The following is a 26021-nucleotide window of genomic DNA, read 5'->3' on the forward strand; positions in this document are numbered from 1 at the left end:
CCATGCTGCAACTGCGCCCCAACTGTGAGTGCTGCAATGTGGACCTGCCACCGGCGGCCCTGAATGCCCGCATCTGCTCGTTTGAATGCACGTTTTGTGCGGATTGCGCCGACACCCACCTGCAGGGCACGTGCCCGAACTGCGGTGGCGAACTGGTGCGCCGCCCCGTGCGCCCGGCGGGCAAGTTGGCCAACAACCCGCCGTCCGCCGAGCGTGTGTTCAAGCCCCAGGGCTGTGTGATGCCGTCCCAGCCCGCATCGGTGGGCGCATGAACGCCAGCCTTCCCATGCGGCCCAAAGACCTGGCGCTGGCGCTGCTGGTCATTCTGGTCTGGGGTGTCAACTTTGCCGTCATCAAGGTGGGGGTGGTGGGCATCCCGCCCTTGTTGCTGGGCGCCTTGCGTTTCATGCTGGCGGCGTTTCCGGCGCTGCTGTTTCTCAAGCCGCCCAAGGTGCCGCTGCGCCTGTATCTCGCCTACGGCCTCACCATTTCGGTGGGGCAGTTTGCGTTTCTGTTCAGCGCCATCCACGTGGGCATGCCGTCCGGCCTGGCTTCGCTGGTGCTGCAGTCGCAGTCCTTCTTCACGCTGCTGCTGGCAGCCTGGTGGCTGAAGGAGCGCTGGCAGGCCAACCAGATGGCGGGACTGTTGCTGGCCGCTGTGGGGCTGGTGCTGATTGGCAGCGCCAGCGGCTCGGCCAATGGCGTTTCCATGCCCTTGTTGGGCTTTCTGCTCACCATGGCGGCCGCGGTCATGTGGGCCTGCGGCAACATCGTCACCCGCGCGGTGGGGCGCTACGGCCCCATGAACCAACTGGCCTTTGTGGTCTGGGCCAGCCTGGTGCCGCCGTTGCCGTTTTTGGGCCTCTCAGCCTGGCTGGAGGGGCCAGACGCCATGCTGCAAGCCCTGCAACACATCGACCTGGCGGCCGTGGGCGCCATTGCCTACCTGGCGTGGGCCGCCACCCTGTTGGGCTACGGCTTGTGGACGCACCTGATGTCGCGCTACCCCACCAACCGTGTGGCGCCGTTCACGTTGCTGGTGCCCATTGTTGGCCTGAGTACGGGCTGGCTGGTGTTTGGCGAGGCGCTGCGCCCCATTCACTTTGCGGGTGGTGCCTTGCTGATGGCGGGCCTGCTGGTGAATGTGTTTGGTGCTCCACTGTTCGCCCGCATCAAGGAGTTGGCATGGAAGACCTGACACTTTCCATTTACCTGGTGCTCACGCCCAATGTGCTGATGCTGGACTACGCAGGTCCGGCCGAGGCGCTGCGCATGGCGCGTGACATGGGGGCGCCCCTTGCGCTGCACACCTGCGGGCCGCAGGCTTCCATCAGCACCTCACTGGGAACCGGCTTGTCGGGCCTGGAGCCCTTGCCCGCACAACTGCCGCCGCGCAGCCTGGTGCTGGTGGTGGGCAACAGCAATGAGGAGGTGGACTATGCCACCGATGCGGCACGGACCGTGGTGCAGTGGCTCAAGACGGCGCCGCAGGGCGACACGCGGCTGGCCAGCATCTGCTCCGGTGCTTTGTTATTGGCGCAGGCCGGTTGTCTGGATGGTCGGCACTGCACCACCCACCACACCCTCATTGCGGACCTGCAGGCTTGCGCCCCCACGGCCCAGGTGGCGATGGACCGTATCTTTGTGGACGACGGCCGCGTGCTCACCAGTGCGGGCATTACCACCGGCATTGACCTCGCGCTGTACATCGTGGAGCAGGCTGCGGGCCCCGAGCTGGCCGCCCGCGTGGCACGCCGCCTGGTCATGTACCAGCGCCGTGGCGCGCACGACCCGCAAGTCTCCCCCTGGTTGGCGCATCGCAACCATATGCACCCCGCGGTGCACCGTGCCCAAGACGCGGTGGCGCGCGCGCCCGAACGCAGCTGGACGCTGGAAGACCTGGCGGCTGTGGCCTGTGTGAGTGCCCGCCACCTGAGCCGCCTGTTCGCGCTGCACACGGGAATCAGTGTGGTGGCCTACCAGCAACAGTTACGCATTGCGCGGGCGCAAGAAATGCTGGTGCACAACCCCTTGCTGTCGCAGGAACGGCTGGCGCAAGCCTGCGGCTTCGCGTCGGCGCGGGATTTCAGACGGGTGTGGCAGAGGTGCGGTGGCGCAGCGCCAGTTACGGGCCGAAGTTCTGCGCGATGAGCTTGGGGATGTCACCGCGCGCATAGCCTCGTTTGATGATCTGGTTGAACGTGGCCAGCCAGAGTTTCATCTGCATGCTCTTGGGAAACGCCAAAAAGTTCGGGTCGCTGCGCAGGGGGACAGGCAGCACCACCAGTGTGTCACGCAGCCCTTCCAGGGCCTTGTTGCTGCGCAGCAGCTCTTCAAACCCGGCCTTGCCGGCGTTAAACAGTGCGCAGTCCAGGCGGCCAAGCACCAGTTTGTTGATGCGGTCGGTGGCACCACCGTCGCCGTCCACCACAAACAGGCCGGCCTCGCGTGCTTTTTCAAAGGCCTCGCCGTAGCTGCCGCCGCGTCCCAAGCCCACGCGTTTGCCTTGCAGGTCTGCCAGTTCCTTGAAGCTGAACTGCTTGTCCTTGCGCACCACAATCACCACATCGTCCACATACACCGGGTCCGAGTAGTCAAACAGGGTGGAGCGCTCTTGGGTCCATGACAGGCCGACGATGCCGCCCACACCGCCACTGGCATAGCGGTAAGCGCGGGCCCAGGGGTACAGCTCGATGCGCAGTTCGTCGGTGGCCAGTTCTTGGTCGGCGTACTGCAGGATGTCGATCAGGATGCCGCGGCTTTTGCCATCTTGCAGGTACATCTTGGGGGGAGAGTTGTCGCCGCCAAAGACGGTGAGCTCCAGGCTCCACGCCGTACTGGCCAGTAACAACCCCAACAGGGCACTGAGGATTTTTTTCATGGCATTTCCTTCGCGTGCATTCCAACGCGAGCACAGGGCTCTCTGCACAGTATGCCGCCTTTTCGGGCCCTGGGGCCAGGTTGGCGTGGCCCGGTTTACGAGCCAAGGTTTTGCGCGATGATTTTGGGAATGTCGCCGCGTGCATAGCCTTTTTTGATGACCTGGTTGAACTCGGCCAACCAGGGCTTCATCTGCATGCTTTTGGGAAAGGCCAGAAAGTTGGGGTCGCTGCGCAGGGAAACGGGCAGCACCACCAGCGCGTTTTTGAAGGGCAAAAATTCTTTGTGGATGCGCAATGTCTCTTCAAACCCCGCCTTGCCCACATTGAATAGCGCGCAGTCTATGCGCCCGGCCTTCAGCTTGTGCAGGCGGTTACTGGCACCGTTGTCGCCATCCACCACAAACACGCCCGCGTCGCGGGCTTTCTCAAAGGCTTCGCCATAACTGGCGTCCCGCACAATGCCCACGCGTTTGCCGCGCAAATCGCTCAGCGTCCTGAACGGAAACTCGTTCCCTTTGCGCACCACCACCACCACTTCGTCAAAAAACAGCGGGTCCGAATAATCGAACAGTTCGTCCCTGCGCCGTGTCCACGACAAACCCAGAATGCCGCCGTCCCCCGACGAGGCTTGCAGGTAGGCGCGGGCCCAGGGGTAGAGCGCCAGGTGCAGGCTGTCGTTATGCAACTGTTGGTCGGCGTATTGCAGGATATCGATCAGGATGCCGCGGCTCTTGCCCGCTTGCACATACATCTTGGGGGGCGATCCGTCACCGCTGAACACGGCAATGTCCGCAGCCCCTGCACCGGAGCCCAATAGCAGTCCCAACACACAAGCAATGAACAACTTCACCACGCCCCCTTTAGTTTGATGAGCAAATAAAGCATAACCTGCAAAACCGCGTGCCTGTTGCAGTCTTGATCGGCAAGGGCACTTGCCCGCGTTGTCCGTGTTTCAATAGACAGTTGCACTGCCCCATTTCTCTTCCATGAATCCCGACGCCCTCAAACTCTGGCGCGCCCCGCAATGGGCGTTTTCCATCCTGCTGGCCCTTTTGGGCATGTTGGGTCCATTCTCCATTGACACCTACATCCCTGCCTTTGCCGGCATCAGCCAGTCGCTGGGCGCCACGCCGGTGCAGATGCAGCAAACGCTGTCGGCCTACCTGTTTGGCTTTGCCTTCATGGCGCTGTTCCACGGCTCGTTTTCGGACAGCTTTGGCCGCCGCCCCGTGGTGCTGTGGGGGCTGGCGGCGTTCACCATCGCCTCCATTGGTTGCGCGCTGGCGCAGAGCATCGGGCAGCTCATCTTCTTCCGCGCCATGCAGGGCCTGTCCACCGGCGCGGGCATTGTGGTGTCGCGCGCCGTCATTCGTGATGTGTTCCCGCCCTCCCAGGCGCAAAAGGTCATGAGCCAGGTCACCATCTTCTTTGGTGTGGCGCCGGCCATTGCGCCCATGGTGGGCGGCTGGTTGCTGGTGCACGCCAGCTGGCACGGCATCTTCTGGTTCCTGACCGGCGTAGGGGTAGTGCTGTGGGTGGCCAACTACTTTTTGCTGCCCGAGACCCTGCGGCCAGCCGATCGCCAGCACTTCCATGCCAAAAATCTCATGGCCGGTTACTGGAAGCTCGGCTCGGACCCGCGTTTTGTGCTGCTGGCGCTGGCCAGCGGCATTCCGTTCAACGGCATGTTTTTGTATGTGTTGAGCGCGCCCGTGTTTCTGGGCGACCACCTGGGCCTGCAGCCCCAGCAGTTCTTCTGGTTCTTTGTCCTCACCATCAGCGGCATCATGGGCGGCGCCTTTGTCAGCGGCCGTGTGGCCGGCAAGGTCAGCCCCAAGCGCCAGATCCGCAATGGATTCCTCATCATGCTTGTCATCGGCCTGCTCAATCTGGCCGCCAACCTCGTCTTCAAGGCCCACGTGAGCTGGGCCCTGTTCCCCATCGCCATCTTCGCGTTCGGCTGGGCCATGATGGTGCCGGTGGTGACGCTGCTGGTGCTGGACCTGCACCCCGACCGCCGCGGCATGGCGTCCAGCCTGCAGATGTTTGTGGGCTCCACGGCCAACGGCCTGGTGGCCGGTGTCATCTCGCCGCTGGTCATGCACTCCACCGTGGCACTGGCCGCTTCATCGGTGCTGATGATGTGCCTGGGCCTGTGCTCCTGGGTGTTTATCCGTCGGCGCTGGCCTGAGATCGGGCAGAAGGTGGACGGCTTGTGAACGGCGCAGCGATGCGATGGGTGGGGCGTGTGGGGTCACCGATTGGCACGGCGCTGGTGGCAGGTGTGCTGGTCGTCCTGACCGGCTGCTCTTCAGTGCCGCAGGCATCGGCACCGCCGGTGGCAGCACCCCAGCCCGCTGGACGCCTGACGCTGGAACAAGCCAACGACGTCACCGTCATGGCCATTGGTTTGGTGGGCACGCCGTACCGTTATGGCGGCAACACGCCGGCCAGCGGCTTCGATTGCAGCGGCCTCATTGGTTACGTCTACAAACAGCGCGCGAGTGTGGTGGCACCGCGCTCCACCGCGGGGTTGATCGATTGGGGCGCCAGCATTCCAGCGCCAAGTCTGCGCACGGGTGACTTGGTCGTCTTTGCGCAAAACGGCCGCGCCACGCACGCGGGCATTTATGTGGGGGAAGGGCGCTTTGTGCACGCGCCCTCTACGGGCGGGACGGTGCGGCTGGATAGCCTCAAGTCGTCTTACTGGGCGAAGCAGCAGGTGAGTTACCGGAGGCCGTGAGTTTTGGCATCAAGCCTTATCTTGCGTTGAGATGTATTTATTGAATCGATCAATTTGTGAGTAGGCTAATTTCAGTCATGGCCTAGATATCCACGTGCTTTTGCATTTGACAAGGCCATCCTGTTGCCATAAATCCCATACGAGATCATCAGGGCTAGTTGTATGCAAAGAGCTACGAGCACAATTCCATTGAAAGCAGGGTCACACAGCTTGGCTGTCTTTGTGCAATATTCAGATATGCCGTCCCCGACTCTTACCAAAAGGATTGGCGTCAAAGAGAGTCCCCAGAGTCGCCATTGACTATGGAGCAACGCCCAAAATTGAGGGATGAGAAAGCCAAGCCAACTAAACCCCTTGTTGAGCTTCAATTGTTTGCCGTTTGGGTGCGATAACGTAACCGTGTGTGCCGACAAGATGCTGCCTCCCCAATTTTGGGATTCACATTATCACGACCCCACCTTCACCCCTTCCCCAATCACAAAAAACTGCCCGCCCGCCACATAGTGCAAGGTCCGCAATGCATCCGGTGCCTTGTCAAATTCCCAGTGCTCGTTGATGAACACGCGGCTGTCGGCCCAGGCTTGGGTCACTTCGCCGATGAAGAGGTCGTAGGTTTGCTGGTTGTGCGGCTCGGGTACCAGTTTGCACAGCAGCCAGCCCACGCAGCCGTGCACCAGCGGTAGTTCGCTGCCTTCCACGGCAAAGGTCTGGATGCCGTGGTGTTGCAGCTTGTCGGGCATGGCTGCTGCGCTGTCACTGCCCACGCCCAGCGTGGCCTGGGCCAACCCGCGGGCCGGTACGTTGAGTGCAAACCAGCCACTGCCTTCCACCAGTGCCCGCGTGCGCGTGGCCTTGTCGATCACCACCGTCACCTTGGGCGGGCTGAAGTCCAGTGGCATGGACCAGGCGGCGGCCATGACGTTGTGCTCGCCCGCATGGGCGGATGACACGAGCACGGTGGGGCCGTGGTTGAGCAGGCGGTAGGCTTTGTCCAGCGGGACGGGAGTGCAGAAAGCGGGCAGGGTGGTCATGCGGGCCACTCTAGCAAAGCCCCCAAAAGCCCGTGCCATGGCAGCCCTTGCCGGGGCTTGCAAGCCTGTTCTTGATTTTGATAGCAGAGGCGTTTTCCATATACTGTGTATAAATACAGTTACAAGCCAAACCCCTTGCCATGACTAGCCTTGCGCGTATCAGCGACGGTTCTCCGGACCCGCAAGACATCCACGCCGATGTCTGGCACGCGCACGCGCTGGCCAGCAGCCCGCAGGTGGTGCAGCCCACGGGTGATGCGCTGTTGGACGCGCAATTGCCCGGCGGCGGCTGGCCGGTGGGGGCGCTGGTGGAGCTGCTGCAACCTACCGGCGTGCACAGCGAATGGCGGCTGCTGCTGCCCGCGCTGGCACGCTGCGGGCAGGGGCCGGTGGTGCTGGTGGGCGCGCCCTACCTGCCGTTTGCACCGGCTCTGGCGGCGCTGGGCTTGCGCGCCAGCCGCTTGCTGGCGGTGGGTGCAGTTCAAGACGGAAGGCTTTGGGCGACCGAGCAGCTGCTGCGCTGTGCCGAGGTCGACGCCGTGCTGGCTTGGCTGCCGCAGGCGCGCAGTGACCAACTGCGTCGCCTGCAAATGGCCGCTGCCGAGCACCACAAGCTGCTGTTTGTGATGCGCCCGGTTGCACTGCAGGCCGATGCTTCGCCCGCCGCCCTGCGCCTGGTACTGCAGCCGCAGCCACCGGCGCAGAGTCCGCGCACGGATGCACTGGCGGTGCACATCGTCAAGCGCCGTGGGCCACCGCTGGCGCAGCCCTTGCAGCTGCAGGCGCGCGCGGCCCGCTTGGCCGTGCTGCTGGCGGCGGAGGGTACCCATGCACTGGATCGCACTGCGACCCACGCCTGATGCCGCCGCCTCGCCTGAGCCCGCCCTGGCCGATGTGCACACCGCGCTGGCCTGGTGGGCGCTGCGCTTCACGCCGCTGGTGGCGCGCGTGGGGGACGCGCTGGTGCTGGAGATCTCGGCCAGCGAGCGCCTGTTTGGCGGGCGCAGTGCCTTGCTCCAGCAGATTTTTGAGCCAAACAAGCCTCTGGCCCCCGTGGAAACTGCGCAAGGCGCTACATCTTTGATAGCGTTGGGGCGGCTGTGGGGCGGCCGAGAGGTGGCGCCCGAGGCGCTGTCGGCGCATGTGCTGGCCGCGGCCCGGCCGCATCTGCCCACGTTGGCGCGCCTGGGCGTGCGCACCTGGGGCCAGCTGCGTGCGCTACCGCGTGGCGGGCTGGTGCGCCGCTTTGGCGCCGAGCTGGTGGACGCGCTGGACCGTGCCTGGGGCCAGCGTCCCGAGGTCTACCCCTGGCTCACGCTACCCGAGGTGTTTGACGCGCCGCTGGAGCTGGCCGCCAGCGTGGAGTCGGCCCCGGCGCTGCTGTTTGGCACGCGCCGCCTGCTGGCGCAGCTGCTGGTGTGGCTGCGCGCACGCCAGCGCGGCGTGCTGGCGCTGGAGCTGCGGTGGGACCTGGACGCGCGCCGCGCCAACACGCTGCATGTGGACGCCCACCACACGGGTGGCCAGCAGGGCCGGCTGGAGCTGCGCACCGCCCAGGCCACGCAAGACATGGCGCATTTGCAGCGCATTCTGGGCGAGCAGCTGGCGCGCGTGACCTTGCCCGCACCCGTGCTCTACCTGCGCCTGCGCAGCCTGCAAACCTCGCCGCTGGCGGGCGAGAGCCACAGCCTGCTGCCCGACGAGGTGCGCAAGGGCGATAGCCTGCACCAGACGCTGGAGCGCCTGGCCGCGCGCCTGGGCGCCGCGCAGGTGCAGTGTGTCCGCCCGTTGGCCGACCACCGGCCCGAGCAGATGCAGCGCTGGGCACCATGGTGTGCCGATATGGCGCCACAAAACGCTATTAAATCAGGAGCTGCTCGCGCAATATCCACGGGGGCTAGAGGCCTGAAAGACCATGAACTGCACCCCCAGGCCGGAGGTTGGCCCACTTGGTTGTTACCCAGCCCGCAGCGCCTGCCGGTGCGTGACCACTGCCCGCAGTACCAGGGGCCACTGGCGCTGCTGGTGGGGCCGCAGCGGCTGGAGGCGGGCTGGTTGGAAGGGGCGCCGGTGCTGCGTGATTACTACATCGCCCGCAGCCCGCAGGCGGGGCTGGTGTGGGTGTTTCGCGAGCGGCTGGGTGGCGAGGGCGGGCCATCGGCGCAGGATGCGCCGTGGTACCTGCACGGGCTGTACGCGTGAGCCGGCTAGAACAGGCGGAACTTCACCTGCACCACCAGCGCACCGTCGATCTGGGCGACGCTGGGGATGAGGCTGAGGTTGACGCCAAAGCGCTTGCCTTCGTAGCTGGCCATGGGCAAGGCCGCCACAAAGTAGCCGCCGTTTTCCACGGCGGGGTAGCCATTCATCACACCCATGGCTAATCCCAGCTTCCAGTCGCCCAGCGCGATGGGCTGCCAGTTCACCGCAGCGTACTGGGTGTCGCGGTACACGCTGTTGTAGAAGCTGCCCACCATCACCGAGGTGTCGGGCTTGAACCGGTACTCCAGGCCCAGACCGCTGTTGTTCTCGTTGTAGCCCTGGCTTTGGTTGGGGTGGTAGGTCAGGGCGCCCAGGTTGAGCCAGAGTGCTGAGGCGGTGGGGGCCTCAGGCGCCTCGTCCGCCCAGGCAGCAGACATGGCGCCGACCAGCGCCAAGGTACACAGGCGGCGCATCAACGCGTCTGCCCATTGCGGTAGAGGTGCCAGCCGTCAAAGTCGCCTTTGCTCAGGGGAACGCCGTGGTGTCGCAAGATCGCATAAACCATACTGGTGTGAAAGAAGAAGTTGGGCAGCGCGTACTGCTGCAAAAAGACAAGGCCATCTAGCGTAACCGCGGTTTCACCGGCTGTGTCGGTGATTTTGCGCAGCGCTGCATCGGCAAAGTCGGCGGGGGTGAGGGTGTCCAGAAACTCCAGCCCCTGGGCGATGCGGGCCTGCAAGGCCGCCAGGCTGTGGTGATGCTCGCCAAAAGGCGTCAGCCCACGCCCCGTCAGTGGTGCGCAGGCGCGGAACACAAAGTTCACCGCCACCTCCACCTGCACCGCCAGCGGCAGCATGTCGGGCGCCAGGCGGGCCTGCAGCAGCGCGGCTTCGGGCAGGCCGTTCCGGGCGAGATGGTGCTGGGCTTGGCGCAACAGTCCTTGCAACTGCTGCAGGTAGCGGTGGAACACGGGGACGCTGGCGTCAAACAAGGGGGCGTGCATGGGTGCAATATAGCCCGCCAGGGTGGCTCTTTTACACTCGTGCCCATGAACCTGCCCACCCACCAACTCAGCATGACCGTGCTCATGTCGCCCGACATGGCCAATTTCTCCGGCAATGTGCACGGCGGCGCCATCCTCAAGTTGCTCGACCAGGTGGCCTACGCCTGCGCCAGCCGCTATGCCTCGCGCTACGTGGTCACGCTCAGTGTGGACCGGGTGCTGTTCCTGCAGGCCATCCACGTGGGCGAGCTGGTGACCTTCCTGGCCAGCGTCAACTACACCGGCAAGTCGTCCATGGAAATTGGCATCAAGGTGATTGCCGAAAACATACGCTCCCAGGAAGTGCGCCATGTGAACAGCTGCTTCTTCACCATGGTGGCGGTAGATGACCATGGCAAGGCCGCGCCGGTGCCCGCGCTGCAGCCCGAGACGCCCGATGAGGTACGCCGCTTTGAGGCGGCGCAGATGCGCAAAGCATTGCGCCACGAGCTGGAGCAGAAGTTCCGCCAGACGCGGCAAAGCGGTACGGCCTAGTCTTTGCCCCCTGGGGTGGGGGAATTAAGGGATAACCCTATACTGGTCCGCACTGCATGTCCTCTTGTGCACCGAAAGGACTCCTGTGATCGACCTCCCCACCTCTGCCCGGCGCCTGCTGCCATCGGTTGGCAGCCGTTTGTTCAGGCGTCTGTGGCGCACGCGCCTCAAGCCTCCGTCTCCCACCCGGATCAACCTGGCCCTGCAAGGCGGCGGTGCGCATGGGGCCTTCACCTGGGGCGTGCTGGACGCGCTGCTGCAAGACCCGCGCATGCAGTTTGAAGGCATCAGCGGCAGCAGTGCCGGTGCCATGAACGCGGTGGTGATGGCGCAGGGCTGGATGACTGGGGGGCGCGACGGTGCGCGCGAAGCCCTGGCCCAGTTCTGGACCGAGGTGAGCCAGCAGCTGCCCTGGGGCATGCTGACCACGGGGGGTGGCGATGCCATCAGCCTGTCGCCCGCTACCAAGATGCTGGCGCAGTGGGCGGGGTTCTTTTCCCCCACCGAGCTGAACCCGCTGGCCATCAACCCGCTGCGCAGCCTGCTCAAGCGCCAGATCGACTTTGAGCGCCTGCGTGCCGAGAGCCCGTTCAAGCTGTTTGTGGGCGCCACCCAGGTCAACACCGGCAAGCTGCGCCTGTTTCGCGAGCACGAGTTGACGCTGGACATGCTGCTGGCCTCGGCCTGCCTGCCCAAGATCCACCACACGGTGGAGATTGAGGGTGAGCCCTACTGGGACGGTGGCTTTGCAGCCAACCCCGCGGTATTCCCGCTGTTTTACGACTGCGCAGCGGGCGATGTGCTGCTGGTGCTGCTGGCCCCGCTGAAGCGCGAAGGCACACCACATACCAAGGACGAGATTGAGGCGCGCATGGAGGAACTGGGCTTCAAGGCCCACTTCATGCGCGAGATGCAGATGTTTGCCCGTGTGCAGGACGCGGCCCACATCACCCAGCACCAGGGCCCGCTGGAGCAGCGTTTGCAGAGCGTGCGCTTCCACATGATTGACTCCAGCAACCTGGAGAGCCTGCAGCGCAACGAGACCAAGATGGTGGCGCATGCGCCCTTTTTGAACCTGCTGCATGACCAGGGCCTGCAGCGCGGTCTGCAGTGGCTGGCCGCCCACGCGGGCAGTGTGGGCCAACGCACCACGGTGGATATGCAGCAATGGCTGGTGTGATTTTGGGCCCCCACGCTCCGCCCGGCACGGCCAACAGGCCGTGCCGGGCGTATTGCCACAACGTGAGCGCATCTGCGACAGCAGATGCGTGAGCGGGTCGCTGATCGGGCCCAGCCAGAGGCTAGGGCTCTTCAGGCTGTCCAAAGCCACGCAGGTGGCTTTGGAGCCGCAGCCTTCAGCCCCACAAGGGGGCTCATTACCCTCTTCGATTAGTCGTTGAGTCGAAGGGGCTGGTCTTCAAACTCGGTGTTCAGCACCACCGTGCTGGTGGTGCGGGCCACGCCGGGAATCGCCTTGATCTGCAGCAGCACAGCTTCCAGGTCGCGTGCATGGGCCGTGCGCACCTTGGCCAGCAGGTCGTATTCACCGGCCACGCTGTGCAGTTCTTGCACGGCACTCACCTCGCGCAAGCGTGCCGAAATGTCGCGGCAGTGCGCGCCACCGTCGTTGCGGATGGCCACAAAGGCGGTGAAGTTCAGCCCCACGGTGAGCGGATCCACGCTGATGGAGAAACGGCGGATCACGCCACGCTCCAGCATCTTCTTTACCCGCTCGTGCACCGCGGCGGTGGACAGGCCGACTTCAGCGCCCACCTCGGCGTAAGAACGACGGCCATCTTCCCCCAAGGCCGTAAGAATTTTGGCGTCGATGGTGTCTGTCTGAATATTTGCTTGCATTGGGCGTGTTTTTCGGTAATATCACGCCATGCGGCGCTGATTGCCGTAAATTTTACGGACTAATCATGAATTCGGCACTCAATATTCAGCAAGGCTGGCGTTTGTCTCCTTTTTGGCGCCTCATGGTGGCGCTGTGGCTGGTCTACATCGTCTGGGGCACCACCTACTTTGCCATCGGCATTGCGGTGCACAGCTTCCCCCCGCTGTGGATGAATGCCACCCGCTTCACGCTGGCCGGCGTGATCATGCTGGCCTGGGCCCTGTGGCGCGGCGAGAAGTTGCCCAGCTGGCGCCAGTGGCGCAACGCGGCTGTGGTGGGCGGGCTGATGGTGTTTGGTGCCATGAACCTGGTGGTGTTTGCGCAGCAGCACGGCATTGGTTCAGGCCTCATGGCGACGGTGGTGACGACCATGCCCATGTGGCTGGCGCTGTGGACGCGCCTGGGCGGCGAACGTGTGCCCATGACGAGCTGGATCGGCCTGGTGCTGGGGGTGGGCGGTGCCCTGCTGCTGGCGATGGAAGGCGATTTCTCGGCCAGTTGGCTGGGCGCGCTGGCCGCTTTTGGCGCGCCGCTGTGCTGGAGCGTGGGCTCCTACGCGTCCCGCAAGCTGGACCTGCCGGGTCCGGCCATGGCTTCGGCCACCGAGTGGCTGGCCGGTGGACTGATGGGGGTGGTCGCTGCGTCGTTGATCGAACCGCAGGGTGCACTCAGCAACGTCACGCAGGAAGCCTGGCTGGCCTGGTGGTACCTGCTGGTGTTTGGCACGCTGATCGCGCTCAACGCCTACCTGTGGCTGCTGCAAAACACCACGGCCGCCGTGGCAGGCAGCTACTCGTTTGTGAACCCCGCCGTGGCGCTGCTGGTCGGCGTGCTGATTGGCAAAGAAATGCTCACCGGCTGGGTGTTCCTGGCGCTGCCGCTGATTGGCGGCGCGCTGGCCATGATCATGTACGGCCCGGCCATCGTGGCGTGGTTGCGCCGCCGCACCGGCCGGGCGTAAAGCGTCGTCAGACCGAGGTCATCCCGCCGTCCACCGTGTGGGCCAGGCCGGTCACAAAACTGGCCGCATCGGAGCTGAGCCACAACACGGCGGCGGCCACCTCGTCGGCTTCGCCAATGCGGCCAATCGGGTGGATGCCGGCCACCGCCGGGCCCACCTTGGGGTCGGCCGCCACGGCGCGCTCAAACATCACGGTGCGGATCACGCCGGGGCACACCGCGTTGACGCGGATGCCCTTGCGTCCATATTCGGACGCGGCTGATTTGGTCAGGCCGACGACGGCGTGTTTGCTGGCTGCATAGGCCGACATCTTGGGCGCACCGATCAGGCCTGCCACCGAGGCCGTGTTGACGATGCTGCCGCCGCCCTGGGCCAGCATCTGCTGGATCTGGTACTTCATGCACAGCCAGACGCCCTTCACGTTGACGGCCAGAATGCGGTCAAACGTGGCTTCTTCGCAGTCGGCCAGGCGCATATGCTCCTCTTCGATACCCGCGTTGTTGAAAGCACAGTCCAGCCGGCCAAAGTGCGCCACCACCTGGGCCACCATGGCTTGCACCTGCGCGGCCTGTACCACGTCGGCGGCCACAAACAGGGCCTCGGCACCCAGGGCGCGCACCTGGGCAGCCGTCTCCTCGCCAGCCGGTACATCACGGTCCGTCACCGCCACCTTGGCTCCCGCGCGGGCAAAGGCCAGCGCACTGGCTCGCCCGATGCCACCGCCACCGCCGGTGACCAGCACTACCTTGTTGTCAAAACGCATGTTCATTCGTCAACTCCAAGCCAAACGGCCATCTTAGGCGGCCGTGGGCCGGGCGCTGGTGCGCGACGGTAACGCACGGGACAGCACCAGAAACGACAAAGGCCCCGAAGGGCCTGTGTGGAGGAGAGTCGGGATACCGCGGGGTAGCTTAGGCCGCAGCAGCCTTGGCCTTGCGGCGGCGAGCCACCGCACCCACCAAGCCCAGACCGGCCAACATCAGTGCATAGGTTTCGGGTTCGGGAACAGCCGACACGAAGTACAACTGGTCCTGGGCGTACTGGGTGTAGTTTTTGTCCTTGTACAGATTCAAAACACGGACTTGGTTGCCCACATCAGTCCAGCCATTGTTGACGGCCGTCGAGGCCATTTGTACCAACTGCTTGGCATAGGTGTCGTAGCTGTACAGGCTGCTGCCCACCAGTTCTTTTTCCAGGTACCACACGGCAGTCTGGAAGGAGTTCGCTTTGGAGTCGCTCGACAGGATGCTCGTCTTGAAGCTGGTGTTTGTGTTGAAGTAGCTAAACAGCCATTCGGTCTTCAGGCTCAGGGGATCGCTGTAGGCATTGCCGCCAGAAGCGCCGTTGTTGGCGCTGTAGTAGCTGGAATTCGCGTTTTGGGTCGCGTTGCTCACGTTTTTGACGTACAGCGTGTTTCCCGGTGTGAATGTTTCGAATTTTTCCAGGCAGAAGGTGTAGAACGAATTTTCACCCGACAGGCTGGAGCCATTCACGCTGCTGACTTCTATGGCTGAAAAAGCGCCAGCCAAGGTACCTTTGGGGCTGGTGCTCAGCTTGATGGCATCCCCGGCGACCACTTCAGCTGCTGCAAACTGGGCACCTGTCAAGGCTGCTGCGGCCAGAGCGATGCGGGCGACACGGCCCAGGTTCTTGCGGTTCATCTTGTTTCTTCCCTTAATTAGCCAATACCAAATCTTGGCCAGATTGTTGATGGCGGGCGGGCGAGTGTAAATAGTCCGAACGGACTAAACCCGGGGCTGGAGGCTGTGGCAGAGCCCGCCGGGTGTGGAAAAAGTCACAGAAATGGCCCCCATTTTCAGGGGGGGCCTAAGGCGTCAGACCCAATACGTCGGCCAGGTCGTCGCGCTGTAGCGGCTTGGCAAACGAGCCCAGCACGCGCAGGCCGTCGGACACCGCCACTTCGGCGGCAATCGACAGCATCAGGCTGTCGCCGCCGCTGAGCAGGATCACGCCGCCGCGGTATTGCACCTTGGCCAGGTGGCCCAGGAAATCGAGGCCATCGGTGTGTGGCATCACCATGTCGCAAATCAAAAAATCCGGGGCATGTGGCATCTGGGCCAGTACCTCGGCGCCGGTGCTGCCATCGCGCGCCGTGTGCACCTCGGCTACGCCCAGGCTCAGCAGCATTTCGCGCAGCACGGTGTGGCTGAAATCGTCGTCGTCCACCACCAGCACACGCAAGGGGCTGCTGTGGGGGGCGGGGAGGCGGTGGGTGGTGTCGGCGCGCTGGGCGGCGGCATGGCGGCGGCGCTCCAGGCCCTCCAGTACGGCGGTGAGCACGAACTCGGACAGGGACTCCTCGGTGCCGAGCAGGGACTCAATGTCCGCACGCAGGGCAGCCGTGATGGGAATGGCGGGCAGCGAAGGCAGTTGCATGGGCGAAGTGTAAGGGAATGTTAGTGTTTTTATGGCCATAAAACTGTATATATAACCAGTTATTTGCCATAATTCCAGACCCTGATGACGGGAGTGCGCCACCATGCCTCCAGATTACGCTGAACTGCACTGCCTTTCCTCTTTCAGCTTCCAGCGCGGTGCCTCCCAGCCCGAAGAGCTGGTGCAGCGCGCCCATGCACTGGACTACCATGCGCTGGCCGTGACGGATGAATGTTCGGTAGCGGGGGTGGTGCGTGCGCACGTGGAGGCCAAGCGTCTGGGACTGCCCCTGTTGCCAGGGGCCGAGTTTGTGGTGGCGCTACCTGACGGAGGCCACTTCACGCTGGTGGCCTTGCCGCATAACTTGGCGGGCTGGGGTCAGCTGTGTGAGTTCATCACCGCCGCGCGCATGGCGGCCCCCAAGGGCGAATACCGTGCGGCCTGGCACGAGGCGAACTGGGCTGCACTGCAGGATTGTGAGGTGCTGCTGCAGTTTCATTTTGCTATCAATATGGAAGCTGCTTGCGCAATATCCATAGGGGCTAGAGGCCTATTTGGCCCCAATTGTTGGCTGATGGCCAGTGCCGGGCTGGTGGTGGGGGATGCGCTGCAGCGCGTGCGGGTGCAGCAGCTCTCGGCCCTGAGCGGCTTGCCGGTGCTGGCCACAGGCCAGGTGTATATGCATGTACGTTCGCGCAAGCCGCTGCACGATGTGCTGACCGCCGTGCGCCTGGGCCAGCCCGTGTCGGCCTGTGGCTTTGCGCTGCAGGCCAATGCAGAAGGTCACCTGCGCTCGCGGGCGCGGCTGGCGGCGCTGTTCCCGCCGGACTGGCTGGCGAACACGCTGACCGTAGCGCAGCGCTGCACCTTCAGCCTGGACGAGCTGCGCTACCACTACCCGCTGGAGGCCGTGCTGCCCGGCCAGACGGCGGCGCAGACCCTGCGCCATTATGTGGAAGAGGGGGCTAGTGAGCGCTACCCGGCGGGCGTGCCGCAGGACATCCGTGCGCGCGTGGAGCATGAGATGGCGCTGATCGTGGAGTTGCGCTTTGAGATGTATTTCCTCACGGTGCACGACATCGTGCGCTTTGCGCGGCGCGAACACATCCTGTGCCAGGGGCGGGGCTCGGCGGCCAATTCGGTGGTCTGCTACTGCCTGCACATCACCGAGGCCAACCCGCATGAGACCTCGCTGCTGTTCGAGCGTTTCATCAGCCGCGAACGCAACGAGCCGCCCGACATTGACGTGGACTTTGAGCACCAGCGCCGCGAGGAGGTGATCCAGTACATCTACGCCAAATACGGCCGCGAGCGTGCCGCCATTGCGGCAACCGTCATCAGCTACCGCCCGCGCAGCGCGTTGCGCGATGTGGGGCGCGCGTTGGAGATTCCCGAAGTGTTGATCACCGCCATGGCCAAAGAGCACCCTGGCATGTACAGCCGCGAGGTGTTGGCCGGGCGGCTACAAGATGCTATGGAAAAAGTAGCTGCTGGCGAAGGCGTTGCAAGCGGTGGAGGCACTTTTATAGCAAGAAGTCAGGGTGGCAGTGCGCCCAGCGTAGGTAAAGGAGGAGCCCGCGCAGCGGGCGGGGGACACGCAGCTGGGCGCACTGCCTCCCTGACGCCGCCGGAGCAAAACGACATGGCTATCCCACCCCCGCGCCGTCTACAGCTGTGGCTGGAGCTCAGCACTGTGCTGCAGGGCTTCCCGCGCCACCTGAGCCAGCACGTGGGCGGTTTTGTACTGACGCAGGGGCCGCTCACCCGCCTGGTGCCGGTAGAAAACGCGGCCATGCCAGAGCGCTCCATCATCCAGTGGGACAAGGACGACCTGAGCGCCGTGGGCCTGATGAAGGTGGACGTGTTGGCCCTGGGCATGCTCAGCGCCATCCGCCGCTGTCTGGAGATGGTGACGCAGCGGCGCGGCCTGCTGCAACCGCTGCGCATGCAGGACATTCCGCGGGACGACGTGGCCACCTACGACATGATTTGCGCGGCCGATACGGTGGGCGTGTTCCAGATTGAGAGCCGGGCGCAGATGAGCATGTTGCCGCGTCTGCAGCCCCGCTGTTACTACGACCTGGTGGTGGAGGTGGCCATCGTGCGGCCCGGGCCCATTCAGGGCGGCATGGTGCACCCGTACCTGAAGGCGCGCAAAGACCCCGAGGCCGCCAAGTCGCCTTACCCCGCCTTGCACAAGGCGCTGGAGCGCACGCACGGTGTGCCCATCTTTCAGGAACAAGTGATGCAGATTGCCGTGCTGGCGGCCGGCTTCACACCGGGCGAGGCCGATGCGCTGCGCCGCTCCATGGCCGCGTGGAAGCGCCATGGCAATGTGAGCCAGTACCACGACCGGCTGGTGGGTGGCATGGTGGAGCGCGGTTACCCGCTGGACTTTGCCGAGGCCATCTTCAAGCAGATGGAGGGCTTTGGCGAATACGGCTTCCCCGAGAGCCACGCGGCCAGTTTCGCGCTGCTGGTCTACATCAGCAGCTACCTCAAGTGGCACGAACCCGCGTGTTTTCTGGCTGCCCTGCTCAACAGCCAGCCCCTGGGGTTCTACGGCCCCGCGCAGCTGGTGCAGGACGCCCAGCGCCATGGTGTGGTGGTGCATGCGGTGGATGTGATGCACAGCGACTGGGATTGCACCCTGGAGGCGATCTCCGCCCGCCCTGCGCTTGTCAAAGGGCCTGCTGTCCGGTTGGGCCTGCGGCTGGTCAGAGGCCTCACCCAGGCCGTTGCCACGCGCATCACCGGGCAGCGCCTGCTCGCGCCTTTTGCCAGCACCCAAGACCTGGCGCTGCGCTGCCAGCTCGACGCGGGGGACCTCAAGGCCCTGGCCAGTGCCGATGCGCTGCAGTCGCTCAGCGGCCACCGCCGCCAGCAGGTGTGGGACGCCTCGGCGCTCTTGCCCGCCCCCGCGCTGCTGCGAGGCGTGCCGATTGACGAAGACGACCTGGTGCTGCCCGCCGCGGGCGAGGGCGAGGAGGTGACGTTTGATTACGCTGCAGTTGGGCTTACTTTACGCTCCCACCCCTTGCTGCTATTGCGGGAGCAGCTATCAAAACAGAAGCTGCTGACGGCCGCGCAGATGCGCGACTACCCCAGTGGCCGTCTGGTCCGCGCCTGCGGCATCGTCACGGCGCGCCAGCGGCCGCAGACCGCCAAGGGTGTGATTTTTGTGACGCTGGAGGACGAGACCGGTAGCGTGAATGTGATTGTGTGGAAGAGCGTGCACGAACGCTGGCGCGATGTGGCTTACCGCGCACGGCTGATGGCGGTGTATGGCGTGTGGCAGCGCGATGACGAGAGCGGCGGCCAGGTGCGCCATGTGGTGGCCAAATACCTGGTAGACCTGACCCACCTGCTGGGCGACCTGGCCACCACCAGCCGGGATTTCCATTGAATCCCCGGGCCAAGCGGCCCTAAAACTTGAAACGCAGGCCGAAACTCAAAAAGTCCTCGCCATTGGCGCCATGGCTGTTGAGCAGGTCGTAGATGGCGCAGCGGTGGTGCAGGCGCACAAAAAATTCATGCTCGGGGGTGTGTGGCCGGGAGAACGCGGCTTCGATGAAGAGGAAGTTCAGTGTGCGCGTGCCCTGCCCATTGGCGCCGCGCTCCATGGGCCCCACCTCGCTGGTGTACGAGATGCCCAGCGGTGCCAGCCGCAGGTCGGTGCGCAGCACATCGCGCCACGGAAAACCGCTCCAGCGAATGGCGGGGGCCACTGCCACTTCGGTCAGGCTGGCCTGGCCCCATTGCTGGCCAACCATGCCGTCCAGCTCCAGCGCAATCGGCCAGTCCTGCGATTTCCACAAGGTGGTGCTGCCCGTGAGGGCCAGCATGTAGTGCTCCGTGTAGTGGGCCGTGCCTGCGATGGCGCCGGCGGGCTCTGCATCGTGGTACTTGCCCACATACAGGCCCCAGCTGGAGTCGCGTGTTTCAGCGCCCGCCTGCCAGGGCAGGGCCATGGCTGCCGCCAGCAGCAGGCGGTGCAGACCGTAGCAAGGCAGGTGCATGGGCGTCCCCCAAAACATGGTGGCCTCCATGCTAGCGTCCACAACCGCGCCCACCAAATGGCGGGCGCCCAAAACCCCCCGCACGCAGGGGGGATGCCTGCGGGGCTGGCTCAGCCCTGCGTGATGGCGACCGGCAGGCCGGTCTGGAGTGACTCGGTCACCGCCAACCCAATGCGCGTAGCCTCCAGCGCGTCGGACAGCGTGAGCGTGAGCGCGCGCTCGCCGCGGCAAGCGGCCACGAACTCGGCCATCTCGGCCGCAAATGCTGCCTCGAAACGCTCGTAGAAGTCCTTCAGCACGGCATGGCGCACACCGTGGGCATCGCTCTTCACCACACGGTCGCGGGCAGCGTGCTCGCCCACCAGCAGCTTGCCGGCGGTGCCAATGACCTCCGTGTGGGTTTCATGGCCGTGGGCCATGGTGCGCGAGGCGTAGAAGACGGCTTTGGCACCACCCTCAAAGTCCACAATGGCCAGACCGTTGTCCACATCACCAAACTCCGCCAGACCGGGGTGCAGGGCGATGGTGCCGGTGGCGTAGGCGCGCAGGGCCTTGGGGCGGCCCAGCATCCAGCGTGCCAGATCGATGTCGTGCACGCTGCAGTCCATGAAGATGCCGCCCGAGGTGGGCGCAAAGCGCACAAAGAAGCCGTCGGGGTCATTCTGGTCGCAGGTCTGCGAGCGCACGATGAACGGGCGTCCGATCTCGCCTGCTTCAATGCTGGCCTGGGCCGCACGGTAGCTGGGGTCAAAGCGGCGCACAAAGCCCACCATGGCCACCAGTGCCGGGTGCTTGGCCGCCTCTGCCAATACGCGCGCGCAATCGGGCACGTTCAGGGCCAGGGGCTTTTCCACAAACACATGTTTGCCGGCTTGCAAGGCCGCAATGGCCTGGTCGGCATGCAAAGAGGTGGGGGTGACCAGCACCACAGCGTCCACATCGGGGTTGGCCAGCAGGTCTTCATAGCGGGAGTAGACCTGGGTGATGCCGAGCTGCTCGGTGGCATACACACGCTCGGCTTCGACCGGGCTGCAGGCGGCGGTGAGTACGCAGTTGCGGGTGCTGAAGGCCAGGGCTTGTGCGTGGCGCTGGCCCAGGCGGCCCAGACCGACGATGCCGATGCGCAAAGAGGGGGTCATGGTCATGGCGCGCCTCAGAAGGTGATGATTTGGTTGGTGGCCGCGCTTTGGGCGGCGGCATCGGCCAGGATTTGCGCGTCTACGCCGTCCTGCACCGTGGTGCGGAAGCTGCCGCCGTTTTGCAACTGGGTGAAGAAGTGCTCGATCTCCAGGCGGTAGGCCGCGGCGTAGCGCTGCAGGAAGAAGGCTTCAGGGTTGTCCTGCGAGGTGCCTTGTGCCGTGGCCTGGGTCACTTCGCTGGGGCGGTGGTTGCCACATTGCAGCATGCCCGCAGAGCCAATCACCTCAAAGCGCTGGTCGTAGCCGTAGGCGGCGCGGCGCGTGGTGTTGATCTGGCACAGGCGGCCCTTGACGGTCTTGATGGTGACGGCCGTGCAGTCAAAGTCGCCGGCTTTGCCAATGGCGGGGTCGGTCAGGCAGGAGCCGGTGGCGCTGAGCCAGGCCGCCTTGTCGCCATCGCCACACAGAATCCAGCGGAACACATCGAAGTCGTGGATCAGCATGTCGCGGAAGATGCCGCCGGACTGCTGGATGTACTCCACCGGGGGCGCGCCGGGGTCGCGGCTGGTGATGACCAGCATTTCGGGGTTGCCGATGTCACCGCGGTCCAGGCGGATTTTGGCCTCGTTGAAGGTGGGGTCGAAACGGCGCTGGAAGCCGATCATGCAGGCCACGCCGGCTTGGGCGACCACTGCTGCGCAGGCACGGGCGTGCTCGGCCGACAGGTCCACAGGCTTCTCGCAAAAGATGTGCTTTCCGGCTTGCGCGGCACGGGTGATCAGGTCGCTGTGGGTGGTGGTGGGGCTGCCGATAACCACGGCATCAATGGACTTGTCCGCAAAGATGGCTTCCACGCTGTCGACGCGGGCGCCGTGTTCTTGCGCCAGTGCGGCGGCGTTGGCGGCCATGGGGTCGCTCACGGCGGTGAGCTCAATGCCGGGCATGGCGGCGAGGTTGGCGGCGTGGATGCGGCCAATGCGGCCGGCACCAAAGAGGGCTACTTTTTTCATGGGGACTTCAGTTCAGGGATGAGAAGGGGAAAAGGATTGGCGTGCTGTGTCAGGACTGGCCCGGACGGGTGGGTTGGTACTGCAGTTCCAGCCGGTAGGCCAGGGCCATGAACAGGCTTTGCACCACCGCCATGGTGTTGGTCAGTGCGCGGAAGCCGAACACACTGGTTTCATTCACCAGAATCGAGGTATGGGCATACCGCGCCATGGGGCTCAGGCTGCTATCGGTAATACAAATGACGCGTGCGCCACGCGCATGGGCGGTTTCCACGATGTGTTCGGTCTCGGGGGCATAGGGTGCGAAGGAGATCGCCACCATCACATCGCCGGGACGCAAGCCGCGCAACTGGCCATCCTGCATATGGCCCATGGCGGTGATTTGTTGCACCCGTTTCTCGGTGTGCTGCAGCGCGTAGGTCAGGTAGGTGGAAATGGCAAATGAGCGCCGCGATGCCATCAGCCACACGGTGTCAGCCCGGAACAGCAAATCCACGGCAGCTTCAAACGCGGGCTCCTGCAGGCTGCGCTGCAATTCCTCCATGCCGGCAATGCCGCCACCGATGACGGCATGCACGATGTCTGCGCTGCTCAGGTCCTTGGCGCCGGACTCAATGGCACTGCGGATGCGCGACTGGTAGTCCCGGCTGGGTGATATTTGTTTGGCCAGGCCGTCCCGAAACAGCTTCTGCATTTCGGTGAAACCGCTGAAGCCGAAATGTTTGGCAAATCGCACCACGGCAGAGGGCTGAACTTCGCAAAGTTCCGCCACCTGCTGGATGGACTGGATGCCCAACTGGCCGCGGTGTTGCTCCACATAGGTGCCAATTTGTTTGAGTTGCCGGCTCAGGCCGGGGTATTCGCGGGCCATGGCGGCAATCAGGGCTTCTTCGCTCTCGGGGGCTTGACTTGGGGTGGATGTGCTCATGCGTGTAGGTGATTTCTAGAACAAATTATCCGTCAGTGAGTCAATTCAGAACGAAAATTTATTCTAGGGTATTCACCTATTAGAAATTTATTTCTAATTTGGATCGAAATAGATAAACTTCTTCGCAGATGCCGGCAAGCCCGGGCGTCTGCTGCTTTGCAGTGAAGTTTTCACCTCACCCCAGTGACATTAAAAAATTGGAGACTGTATGAAGAACCTGAAGTTGTCCCGCAAGACATTTGCAAAAACAGTGCTTTTGAGCGCTCTGTTGGCCGTGGGTGGCATGGCCGCTGCGCAGTCCAAGATCGCCCTGATCAGCCACGCACCCGACTCTGACTCTTGGTGGAACACCATCAAGAATTCCGTCAAACACGCCGGCGAAGACTATGGCGTGCAGGTGGACTACCGCAACCCCCCCAACGGCGACTTGGCAGACATGGCCCGCCTGATTGAGCAAGCGGCCGCCCAAGGTTACGACGGTGTCATCGTCACCATTGCCGACTACAACGTGTTGCAAAGCTCCATTAAAAAGCTGGTGGACAAAAAAATCCCCGTCATCACCATCAATTCCGGCACCACGGACCAGAGCGAAAAGTTGGGCGCCGTGATGCATGTGGGCCAGCCTGAATACGAGGCCGGCAAGGGCGCTGGCATGCGTGCCAAGGCCGATGGCGTGAAGTCCTTCCTGTGCGTCAACCACTACGCCACCAACCCTGCTTCGTTCGAGCGTTGCCGCGGTTTTGCCGAAGCCATCGGCGCGGACTTCAAGAAGAGCACCATCGACTCGGGCGATGACCCTACCGGCATTGAAGCCAAGGTGTCGGCCTACCTGCGCCAGAACCCCAGCACCGGTGCCGTGCTGACCCTGGGCCCTACATCTGCACACCCCACACTCAAGGCGCTGGAAAAAGCCGGCCTCAAAGGCAAGATGTGGATGGCGACGTTTGACCTGTCGGACGAAATCTCCAAGGGCATCAAGGACGGTTCGGTGAAGTTTGGCATTGACCAGCAGCCCTATTTGCAAGGTTACGTCCCTGTGGCCGTGCTGGCCAGCATGAAGACCATGAAGAGCAATGACCTGGCCGCTGTGTCCAACGCAGTCAAGGGCAATGCCAAGACCAATGCCCGTTTCACCGAGTACGGCCTGGCCCCAGCCTACGGTCCCCGCCACATCGGCTCCGGCCCCGGCTTTGTGACCAAGGACAACATTGGCAAGGTGGAGAAATACGCAGGCCAGTTCCGCTAAGCGTCTGCACCCGGGGCTGAAGTTTGGCGATGGCGCCAACCGGTCCCGGTGCTTCCTGACATTCCGACATTCGTGCAATTTCTATGATCACCAACGCCCCCACCATGACCACCAAAGCACCCGTTGACGACAGGGTCCGCGAGCTCAACCTCGTGCGCAAACTCATGGCCCGCCCCGAGTTCGGCGCACTTGCCGGCACCCTCCTGGTTTTTGTCATGTTTGCCTTCAGCGCCGGCGGCTCCGGCATGTTCAACCCGGAAGGCATCGTCAACTGGAGCACCGTGGCTGCCTACCTCGGTGTATTGGCCGTAGGCGCTGCGTTGCTCATGATCGCGGGCGAGTTCGACTTGTCGGTGGGCTCCATGATTGGCTTTGCCGGCATGCTGCTGGCGATTCCGGCCTTGTACTGGGGCTGGCCCATTTGGTTGTCGGTGGTGTTTGCGTTTGCCGTCGCCATGTGCCTGGGCTGGCTCAACGGCTGGCTGGTCGTGCGTACCGGCTTGCCGTCGTTTATTGTGACGCTGGCCTTCTTTTTCATCCTGCGCGGTTTGTCGCTGGCGGTGTCCGTCATCTTCACTGGCAAAACCATCCTGAGCGGCAACGGCGATCTGGTGTTGCGCGAGCTGTTCGCCCAAGACCCTGTCATCTCCTTCTTGTTCCATGGGTACACCCTGACTGGCGTGTTTGACAGCCTGGCCCGTGCCGGCGTGCTGGCAGCGCGCGACGATGGCACTGCATTGGCCACGGGCATTCCCAAGGCCGTGGTGTGGTGGTTTGCGCTGACGGCGGCCGGTGCCTTTGTGCTGGCCCGCACCCGGGTGGGCAACTGGATCCAGGCGGTGGGCGGCGATGCCAATGCGGCCAAAAACGTGGGTATTCCAGTGGCCAAGGTCAAGGTCGGCCTGTTCATCTTCATGGCCGTGTGTTCCACCGTGTTTGCGGTGCTGCAAGTGGCAGACGCCGGCTCCGCCGCCGCCGACCGGGGCCTGCAAAAGGAATTTGAGGCCATCATCGCCGCTGTGATTGGGGGCTGCCTGTTGACCGGCGGCTACGGCTCGGTGATTGGCGCCGCCTTTGGTGCGCTCATCTTCGGTATGGTGCAAATCGGCATTGGGTACACCAGCATCGACAACAACTGGTACCGCGTCTTCCTGGGCCTGATGCTGCTCATTGCGGTGCTCTTCAACAACTACATCCGCTCCCGCTTCGCTGGCGGCCGCCGCTAAACCTCACGCAGATCCATCATGAGTGACTACATCCTTCAGCTGGAAGACATCAGCAAATTTTTCGGTCCCGTCATCGCGCTGGGTGGCGTGACCCTGCGCCTGCGCCGCGGCGAAGTGCACTGCTTGTTGGGCGACAACGGCGCCGGCAAGTCCACTCTCATCAAAACCCTGGCGGGTGTGCACACGCCGGACAAGGGCGAATACGTGCTGGAAGGCAAGCCCGTGCGTTTTGCCTCGCCCAAAGAAGCGCTGGATGCCGGCATCGGCACCGTGTACCAGGACCTGGCCTTGGTGCCCCTGATGAGCGTGGCCCGCAATTTTTTCATGGGCCGTGAGCCCATCAAACACCTCTTCGGTTTTCTGCCGGTGATGGACCATGACCTGGCGGCCCAGACTGCGGGCGATAAGCTGCGCGACATGGGCATCCGTATCCGCGATGCCAACCAGATGGTGGGCACCATGTCCGGTGGTGAGAAGCAGTGTCTGGCCATTGCCCGTGCCATCCACTTCGGTGCCAAGGTGCTGATCCTGGACGAGCCCACGGCGGCGCTGGGCGTGAAGCAATCGGCCAACGTGCTCAAGCTCATTGCCACGGCACGTGCCCGGGGCATTTCGGTGATTTTCATCACCCACAATGTGAACCATGCCTACCCGATTGCCGACAGCTTCACGCTGCTCAACCGGGGCAAATCGCTGGGAACCTATTTGAAAAAGGATGTGAGCAAAGACGAGGTGTTGGACATGATGGCCGGCGGCGAGGAAATGCAAAAACTCATGGCCGATCTCGAAGGCGTAACGATTTAAGA

At 63.7% G+C, this 26021-nt stretch carries 27 protein-coding genes; 14 read left to right on the plus strand and 13 right to left on the minus strand.

Annotated features, from left to right (window positions below; genetic code table 11):
* The first annotated feature begins 2 nt into the window (after window positions 1-2).
* From AC3WS7_RS08235 to AC3WS7_RS08245, 3 genes are read left to right on the plus strand one after another with little or no spacing between them, the layout of a single operon-like run.
* Window positions 3-272 (plus strand): DUF1272 domain-containing protein, encoded by a 270-nt coding sequence (locus tag AC3WS7_RS08235; protein WP_296467063.1) that lies wholly within the window; start codon window positions 3-5, stop codon window positions 270-272.
* Between the two features lie 14 nt (window positions 273-286).
* The gene (locus tag AC3WS7_RS08240; protein ID WP_492656173.1) at window positions 287-1198 is read left to right on the plus strand and encodes an EamA family transporter; all 912 of its coding nucleotides are present in this window, start codon (window positions 287-289) and stop codon (window positions 1196-1198) included.
* Window positions 1186-2151 (plus strand): GlxA family transcriptional regulator, encoded by a 966-nt coding sequence (locus AC3WS7_RS08245; RefSeq protein WP_492655994.1) that lies wholly within the window; start codon window positions 1186-1188, stop codon window positions 2149-2151. Before AC3WS7_RS08240 ends, AC3WS7_RS08245 begins: the two co-directional genes overlap by 13 nt.
* Here the strand turns inward: AC3WS7_RS08245 and AC3WS7_RS08250 are convergent.
* Window positions 2126-2881 (minus strand): substrate-binding periplasmic protein, encoded by a 756-nt coding sequence (locus AC3WS7_RS08250; protein WP_492655995.1) that lies wholly within the window; start codon window positions 2879-2881, stop codon window positions 2126-2128. The genes AC3WS7_RS08245 and AC3WS7_RS08250 overlap by 26 nt on opposite strands.
* Before the next feature lie 95 nt (window positions 2882-2976).
* The gene (locus tag AC3WS7_RS08255; RefSeq protein ID WP_296467052.1) at window positions 2977-3732 is read right to left on the minus strand and encodes a substrate-binding periplasmic protein; all 756 of its coding nucleotides are present in this window, start codon (window positions 3730-3732) and stop codon (window positions 2977-2979) included.
* A gap of 136 nt (window positions 3733-3868) precedes the next feature.
* Between AC3WS7_RS08255 and AC3WS7_RS08260 the strand changes: the two genes are divergently transcribed.
* Both AC3WS7_RS08260 and AC3WS7_RS08265 read left to right on the plus strand, forming a co-directional pair.
* On the plus strand, window positions 3869-5101 hold the full coding sequence (locus AC3WS7_RS08260) for a multidrug effflux MFS transporter (protein ID WP_492655996.1): 1233 nt from the start codon (window positions 3869-3871) through the stop codon (window positions 5099-5101).
* An 11-nt stretch (window positions 5102-5112) separates the two neighbouring features.
* Window positions 5113-5625, plus strand: coding sequence for a C40 family peptidase (locus AC3WS7_RS08265; protein ID WP_492656174.1), 513 nt, complete (start codon window positions 5113-5115; stop codon window positions 5623-5625).
* 446 nt (window positions 5626-6071) lie between these two features.
* Here the strand turns inward: AC3WS7_RS08265 and AC3WS7_RS08270 are convergent, their stop codons facing one another.
* Window positions 6072-6656: a flavin reductase family protein gene (locus AC3WS7_RS08270; protein WP_492655997.1), complete on the minus strand. Its 585-nt coding sequence runs from the start codon at window positions 6654-6656 to the stop codon at window positions 6072-6074.
* Window positions 6657-6796: 140 nt separating this feature from the next.
* On the opposite strand from AC3WS7_RS08270, the gene imuA reads away from it, so the two are divergent.
* Together imuA and AC3WS7_RS08280 are read left to right on the plus strand one after the other, a co-directional pair.
* The gene (imuA, locus tag AC3WS7_RS08275) at window positions 6797-7516 is read left to right on the plus strand and encodes a translesion DNA synthesis-associated protein ImuA (protein WP_492655998.1); all 720 of its coding nucleotides are present in this window, start codon (window positions 6797-6799) and stop codon (window positions 7514-7516) included.
* Complete coding sequence (locus AC3WS7_RS08280) at window positions 7485-8858, plus strand: Y-family DNA polymerase (protein WP_492655999.1); 1374 nt, start codon at window positions 7485-7487, stop codon at window positions 8856-8858. Before imuA ends, AC3WS7_RS08280 begins: the two co-directional genes overlap by 32 nt.
* A 5-nt stretch (window positions 8859-8863) precedes the next feature.
* On the opposite strand, the gene AC3WS7_RS08285 is transcribed toward AC3WS7_RS08280, so the two are convergent.
* Entirely contained in the window at window positions 8864-9331 is a 468-nt protein-coding gene (locus AC3WS7_RS08285) for a hypothetical protein (protein ID WP_492656000.1), read from the minus strand.
* The gene (locus AC3WS7_RS08290) at window positions 9331-9861 is read right to left on the minus strand and encodes a DUF1993 family protein (RefSeq protein WP_296467035.1); all 531 of its coding nucleotides are present in this window, start codon (window positions 9859-9861) and stop codon (window positions 9331-9333) included. Before AC3WS7_RS08290 ends, AC3WS7_RS08285 begins: the two co-directional genes overlap by 1 nt.
* Window positions 9862-9906: 45 nt before the next feature.
* On the opposite strand from AC3WS7_RS08290, the gene AC3WS7_RS08295 reads away from it, so the two are divergent.
* Together AC3WS7_RS08295 and AC3WS7_RS08300 are read left to right on the plus strand one after the other, a co-directional pair.
* On the plus strand, window positions 9907-10395 hold the full coding sequence (locus AC3WS7_RS08295; RefSeq protein ID WP_296467032.1) for an acyl-CoA thioesterase: 489 nt from the start codon (window positions 9907-9909) through the stop codon (window positions 10393-10395).
* Window positions 10396-10480: 85 nt separating this feature from the next.
* Window positions 10481-11575 carry a patatin-like phospholipase family protein gene (locus AC3WS7_RS08300; protein ID WP_492656001.1) on the plus strand — a complete coding sequence of 365 codons (1095 nt, stop codon included), beginning with the start codon at window positions 10481-10483 and terminating at the stop codon, window positions 11573-11575.
* A 209-nt stretch (window positions 11576-11784) separates the two neighbouring features.
* Here the strand turns inward: AC3WS7_RS08300 and AC3WS7_RS08305 are convergent, their stop codons facing one another.
* Window positions 11785-12252: an Lrp/AsnC family transcriptional regulator gene (locus AC3WS7_RS08305; RefSeq protein WP_492656002.1), complete on the minus strand. Its 468-nt coding sequence runs from the start codon at window positions 12250-12252 to the stop codon at window positions 11785-11787.
* 65 nt (window positions 12253-12317) lie between these two features.
* On the opposite strand from AC3WS7_RS08305, the gene AC3WS7_RS08310 reads away from it, so the two are divergent.
* Entirely contained in the window at window positions 12318-13253 is a 936-nt protein-coding gene (locus tag AC3WS7_RS08310) for an EamA family transporter (RefSeq protein ID WP_296467023.1), read from the plus strand.
* A 7-nt stretch (window positions 13254-13260) separates the two neighbouring features.
* On the opposite strand, the gene AC3WS7_RS08315 is transcribed toward AC3WS7_RS08310, so the two are convergent.
* The 3 genes from AC3WS7_RS08315 to AC3WS7_RS08325 all read right to left on the minus strand — a co-directional run bounded on the left by AC3WS7_RS08315 (window position 13261) and on the right by AC3WS7_RS08325 (window position 15650).
* Window positions 13261-14022: an SDR family oxidoreductase gene (locus AC3WS7_RS08315; protein WP_492656003.1), complete on the minus strand. Its 762-nt coding sequence runs from the start codon at window positions 14020-14022 to the stop codon at window positions 13261-13263.
* A gap of 142 nt (window positions 14023-14164) precedes the next feature.
* Window positions 14165-14914, minus strand: coding sequence for a PEPxxWA-CTERM sorting domain-containing protein (locus tag AC3WS7_RS08320; protein ID WP_492656004.1), 750 nt, complete (start codon window positions 14912-14914; stop codon window positions 14165-14167).
* A 166-nt stretch (window positions 14915-15080) separates the two neighbouring features.
* Complete coding sequence (locus tag AC3WS7_RS08325) at window positions 15081-15650, minus strand: YlcI/YnfO family protein (RefSeq protein ID WP_492656005.1); 570 nt, start codon at window positions 15648-15650, stop codon at window positions 15081-15083.
* A gap of 103 nt (window positions 15651-15753) precedes the next feature.
* On the opposite strand from AC3WS7_RS08325, the gene AC3WS7_RS08330 reads away from it, so the two are divergent.
* On the plus strand, window positions 15754-19056 hold the full coding sequence (locus tag AC3WS7_RS08330; RefSeq protein ID WP_492656006.1) for an error-prone DNA polymerase: 3303 nt from the start codon (window positions 15754-15756) through the stop codon (window positions 19054-19056).
* Window positions 19057-19075: 19 nt separating this feature from the next.
* On the opposite strand, the gene AC3WS7_RS08335 is transcribed toward AC3WS7_RS08330, so the two are convergent.
* The 4 genes from AC3WS7_RS08335 to AC3WS7_RS08350 all read right to left on the minus strand — a co-directional run bounded on the left by AC3WS7_RS08335 (window position 19076) and on the right by AC3WS7_RS08350 (window position 22743).
* Window positions 19076-19687 carry a hypothetical protein gene (locus AC3WS7_RS08335; protein ID WP_296467008.1) on the minus strand — a complete coding sequence of 204 codons (612 nt, stop codon included), beginning with the start codon at window positions 19685-19687 and terminating at the stop codon, window positions 19076-19078.
* A 92-nt stretch (window positions 19688-19779) separates the two neighbouring features.
* Window positions 19780-20808, minus strand: coding sequence for a Gfo/Idh/MocA family oxidoreductase (locus AC3WS7_RS08340; protein WP_492656175.1), 1029 nt, complete (start codon window positions 20806-20808; stop codon window positions 19780-19782).
* Window positions 20809-20822: 14 nt separating this feature from the next.
* Window positions 20823-21818, minus strand: a complete 996-nt coding sequence (gene iolG / locus AC3WS7_RS08345) for an inositol 2-dehydrogenase (protein ID WP_492656007.1) — start codon at window positions 21816-21818, stop codon at window positions 20823-20825.
* 49 nt (window positions 21819-21867) lie between these two features.
* Complete coding sequence (locus tag AC3WS7_RS08350) at window positions 21868-22743, minus strand: MurR/RpiR family transcriptional regulator (RefSeq protein ID WP_492656008.1); 876 nt, start codon at window positions 22741-22743, stop codon at window positions 21868-21870.
* Window positions 22744-22951: 208 nt separating this feature from the next.
* Between AC3WS7_RS08350 and AC3WS7_RS08355 the strand changes: the two genes are divergently transcribed.
* From AC3WS7_RS08355 to AC3WS7_RS08365, 3 genes are all read left to right on the plus strand, one after another.
* A complete protein-coding gene (locus AC3WS7_RS08355; RefSeq protein ID WP_492656009.1) occupies window positions 22952-23989 on the plus strand; it encodes a sugar ABC transporter substrate-binding protein in 1038 nt (345 codons plus the stop codon).
* A gap of 83 nt (window positions 23990-24072) precedes the next feature.
* Window positions 24073-25215 carry an ABC transporter permease gene (locus AC3WS7_RS08360; protein WP_492656010.1) on the plus strand — a complete coding sequence of 381 codons (1143 nt, stop codon included), beginning with the start codon at window positions 24073-24075 and terminating at the stop codon, window positions 25213-25215.
* 18 nt (window positions 25216-25233) lie between these two features.
* Window positions 25234-26019, plus strand: coding sequence for an ATP-binding cassette domain-containing protein (locus AC3WS7_RS08365; protein ID WP_492656011.1), 786 nt, complete (start codon window positions 25234-25236; stop codon window positions 26017-26019).
* Window positions 26020-26021 lie beyond the last annotated feature (2 nt).

The organism is Rhodoferax sp. EU05-FHT12H12 (assembly GCF_058791215.1).

Coding starts and splice junctions, on each gene's coding strand:
- AC3WS7_RS08235 (WP_296467063.1), top strand. CDS start 3: ATGCTGCAACTGCGCCCCAACTGTGAGTGCTGCAATGTGGACCTGCCA.
- AC3WS7_RS08240 (WP_492656173.1), top strand. CDS start 287: ATGCGGCCCAAAGACCTGGCGCTGGCGCTGCTGGTCATTCTGGTCTGG.
- AC3WS7_RS08245 (WP_492655994.1), top strand. CDS start 1,186: ATGGAAGACCTGACACTTTCCATTTACCTGGTGCTCACGCCCAATGTG.
- AC3WS7_RS08250 (WP_492655995.1), bottom strand. CDS start 2,881: ATGAAAAAAATCCTCAGTGCCCTGTTGGGGTTGTTACTGGCCAGTACG.
- AC3WS7_RS08260 (WP_492655996.1), top strand. CDS start 3,869: ATGAATCCCGACGCCCTCAAACTCTGGCGCGCCCCGCAATGGGCGTTT.
- AC3WS7_RS08265 (WP_492656174.1), top strand. CDS start 5,113: ATGCGATGGGTGGGGCGTGTGGGGTCACCGATTGGCACGGCGCTGGTG.
- AC3WS7_RS08270 (WP_492655997.1), bottom strand. CDS start 6,656: ATGACCACCCTGCCCGCTTTCTGCACTCCCGTCCCGCTGGACAAAGCC.
- imuA (WP_492655998.1), top strand. CDS start 6,797: ATGACTAGCCTTGCGCGTATCAGCGACGGTTCTCCGGACCCGCAAGAC.
- AC3WS7_RS08280 (WP_492655999.1), top strand. CDS start 7,485: ATGCACTGGATCGCACTGCGACCCACGCCTGATGCCGCCGCCTCGCCT.
- AC3WS7_RS08285 (WP_492656000.1), bottom strand. CDS start 9,331: ATGCGCCGCCTGTGTACCTTGGCGCTGGTCGGCGCCATGTCTGCTGCC.
- AC3WS7_RS08290 (WP_296467035.1), bottom strand. CDS start 9,861: ATGCACGCCCCCTTGTTTGACGCCAGCGTCCCCGTGTTCCACCGCTAC.
- AC3WS7_RS08295 (WP_296467032.1), top strand. CDS start 9,907: ATGAACCTGCCCACCCACCAACTCAGCATGACCGTGCTCATGTCGCCC.
- AC3WS7_RS08305 (WP_492656002.1), bottom strand. CDS start 12,252: ATGCAAGCAAATATTCAGACAGACACCATCGACGCCAAAATTCTTACG.
- AC3WS7_RS08310 (WP_296467023.1), top strand. CDS start 12,318: ATGAATTCGGCACTCAATATTCAGCAAGGCTGGCGTTTGTCTCCTTTT.
- AC3WS7_RS08315 (WP_492656003.1), bottom strand. CDS start 14,022: ATGAACATGCGTTTTGACAACAAGGTAGTGCTGGTCACCGGCGGTGGC.
- AC3WS7_RS08320 (WP_492656004.1), bottom strand. CDS start 14,914: ATGAACCGCAAGAACCTGGGCCGTGTCGCCCGCATCGCTCTGGCCGCA.
- AC3WS7_RS08325 (WP_492656005.1), bottom strand. CDS start 15,650: ATGCAACTGCCTTCGCTGCCCGCCATTCCCATCACGGCTGCCCTGCGT.
- AC3WS7_RS08330 (WP_492656006.1), top strand. CDS start 15,754: ATGCCTCCAGATTACGCTGAACTGCACTGCCTTTCCTCTTTCAGCTTC.
- AC3WS7_RS08335 (WP_296467008.1), bottom strand. CDS start 19,687: ATGTTTTGGGGGACGCCCATGCACCTGCCTTGCTACGGTCTGCACCGC.
- AC3WS7_RS08340 (WP_492656175.1), bottom strand. CDS start 20,808: ATGACCCCCTCTTTGCGCATCGGCATCGTCGGTCTGGGCCGCCTGGGC.
- iolG (WP_492656007.1), bottom strand. CDS start 21,818: ATGAAAAAAGTAGCCCTCTTTGGTGCCGGCCGCATTGGCCGCATCCAC.
- AC3WS7_RS08350 (WP_492656008.1), bottom strand. CDS start 22,743: ATGAGCACATCCACCCCAAGTCAAGCCCCCGAGAGCGAAGAAGCCCTG.
- AC3WS7_RS08355 (WP_492656009.1), top strand. CDS start 22,952: ATGAAGAACCTGAAGTTGTCCCGCAAGACATTTGCAAAAACAGTGCTT.
- AC3WS7_RS08360 (WP_492656010.1), top strand. CDS start 24,073: ATGATCACCAACGCCCCCACCATGACCACCAAAGCACCCGTTGACGAC.
- AC3WS7_RS08365 (WP_492656011.1), top strand. CDS start 25,234: ATGAGTGACTACATCCTTCAGCTGGAAGACATCAGCAAATTTTTCGGT.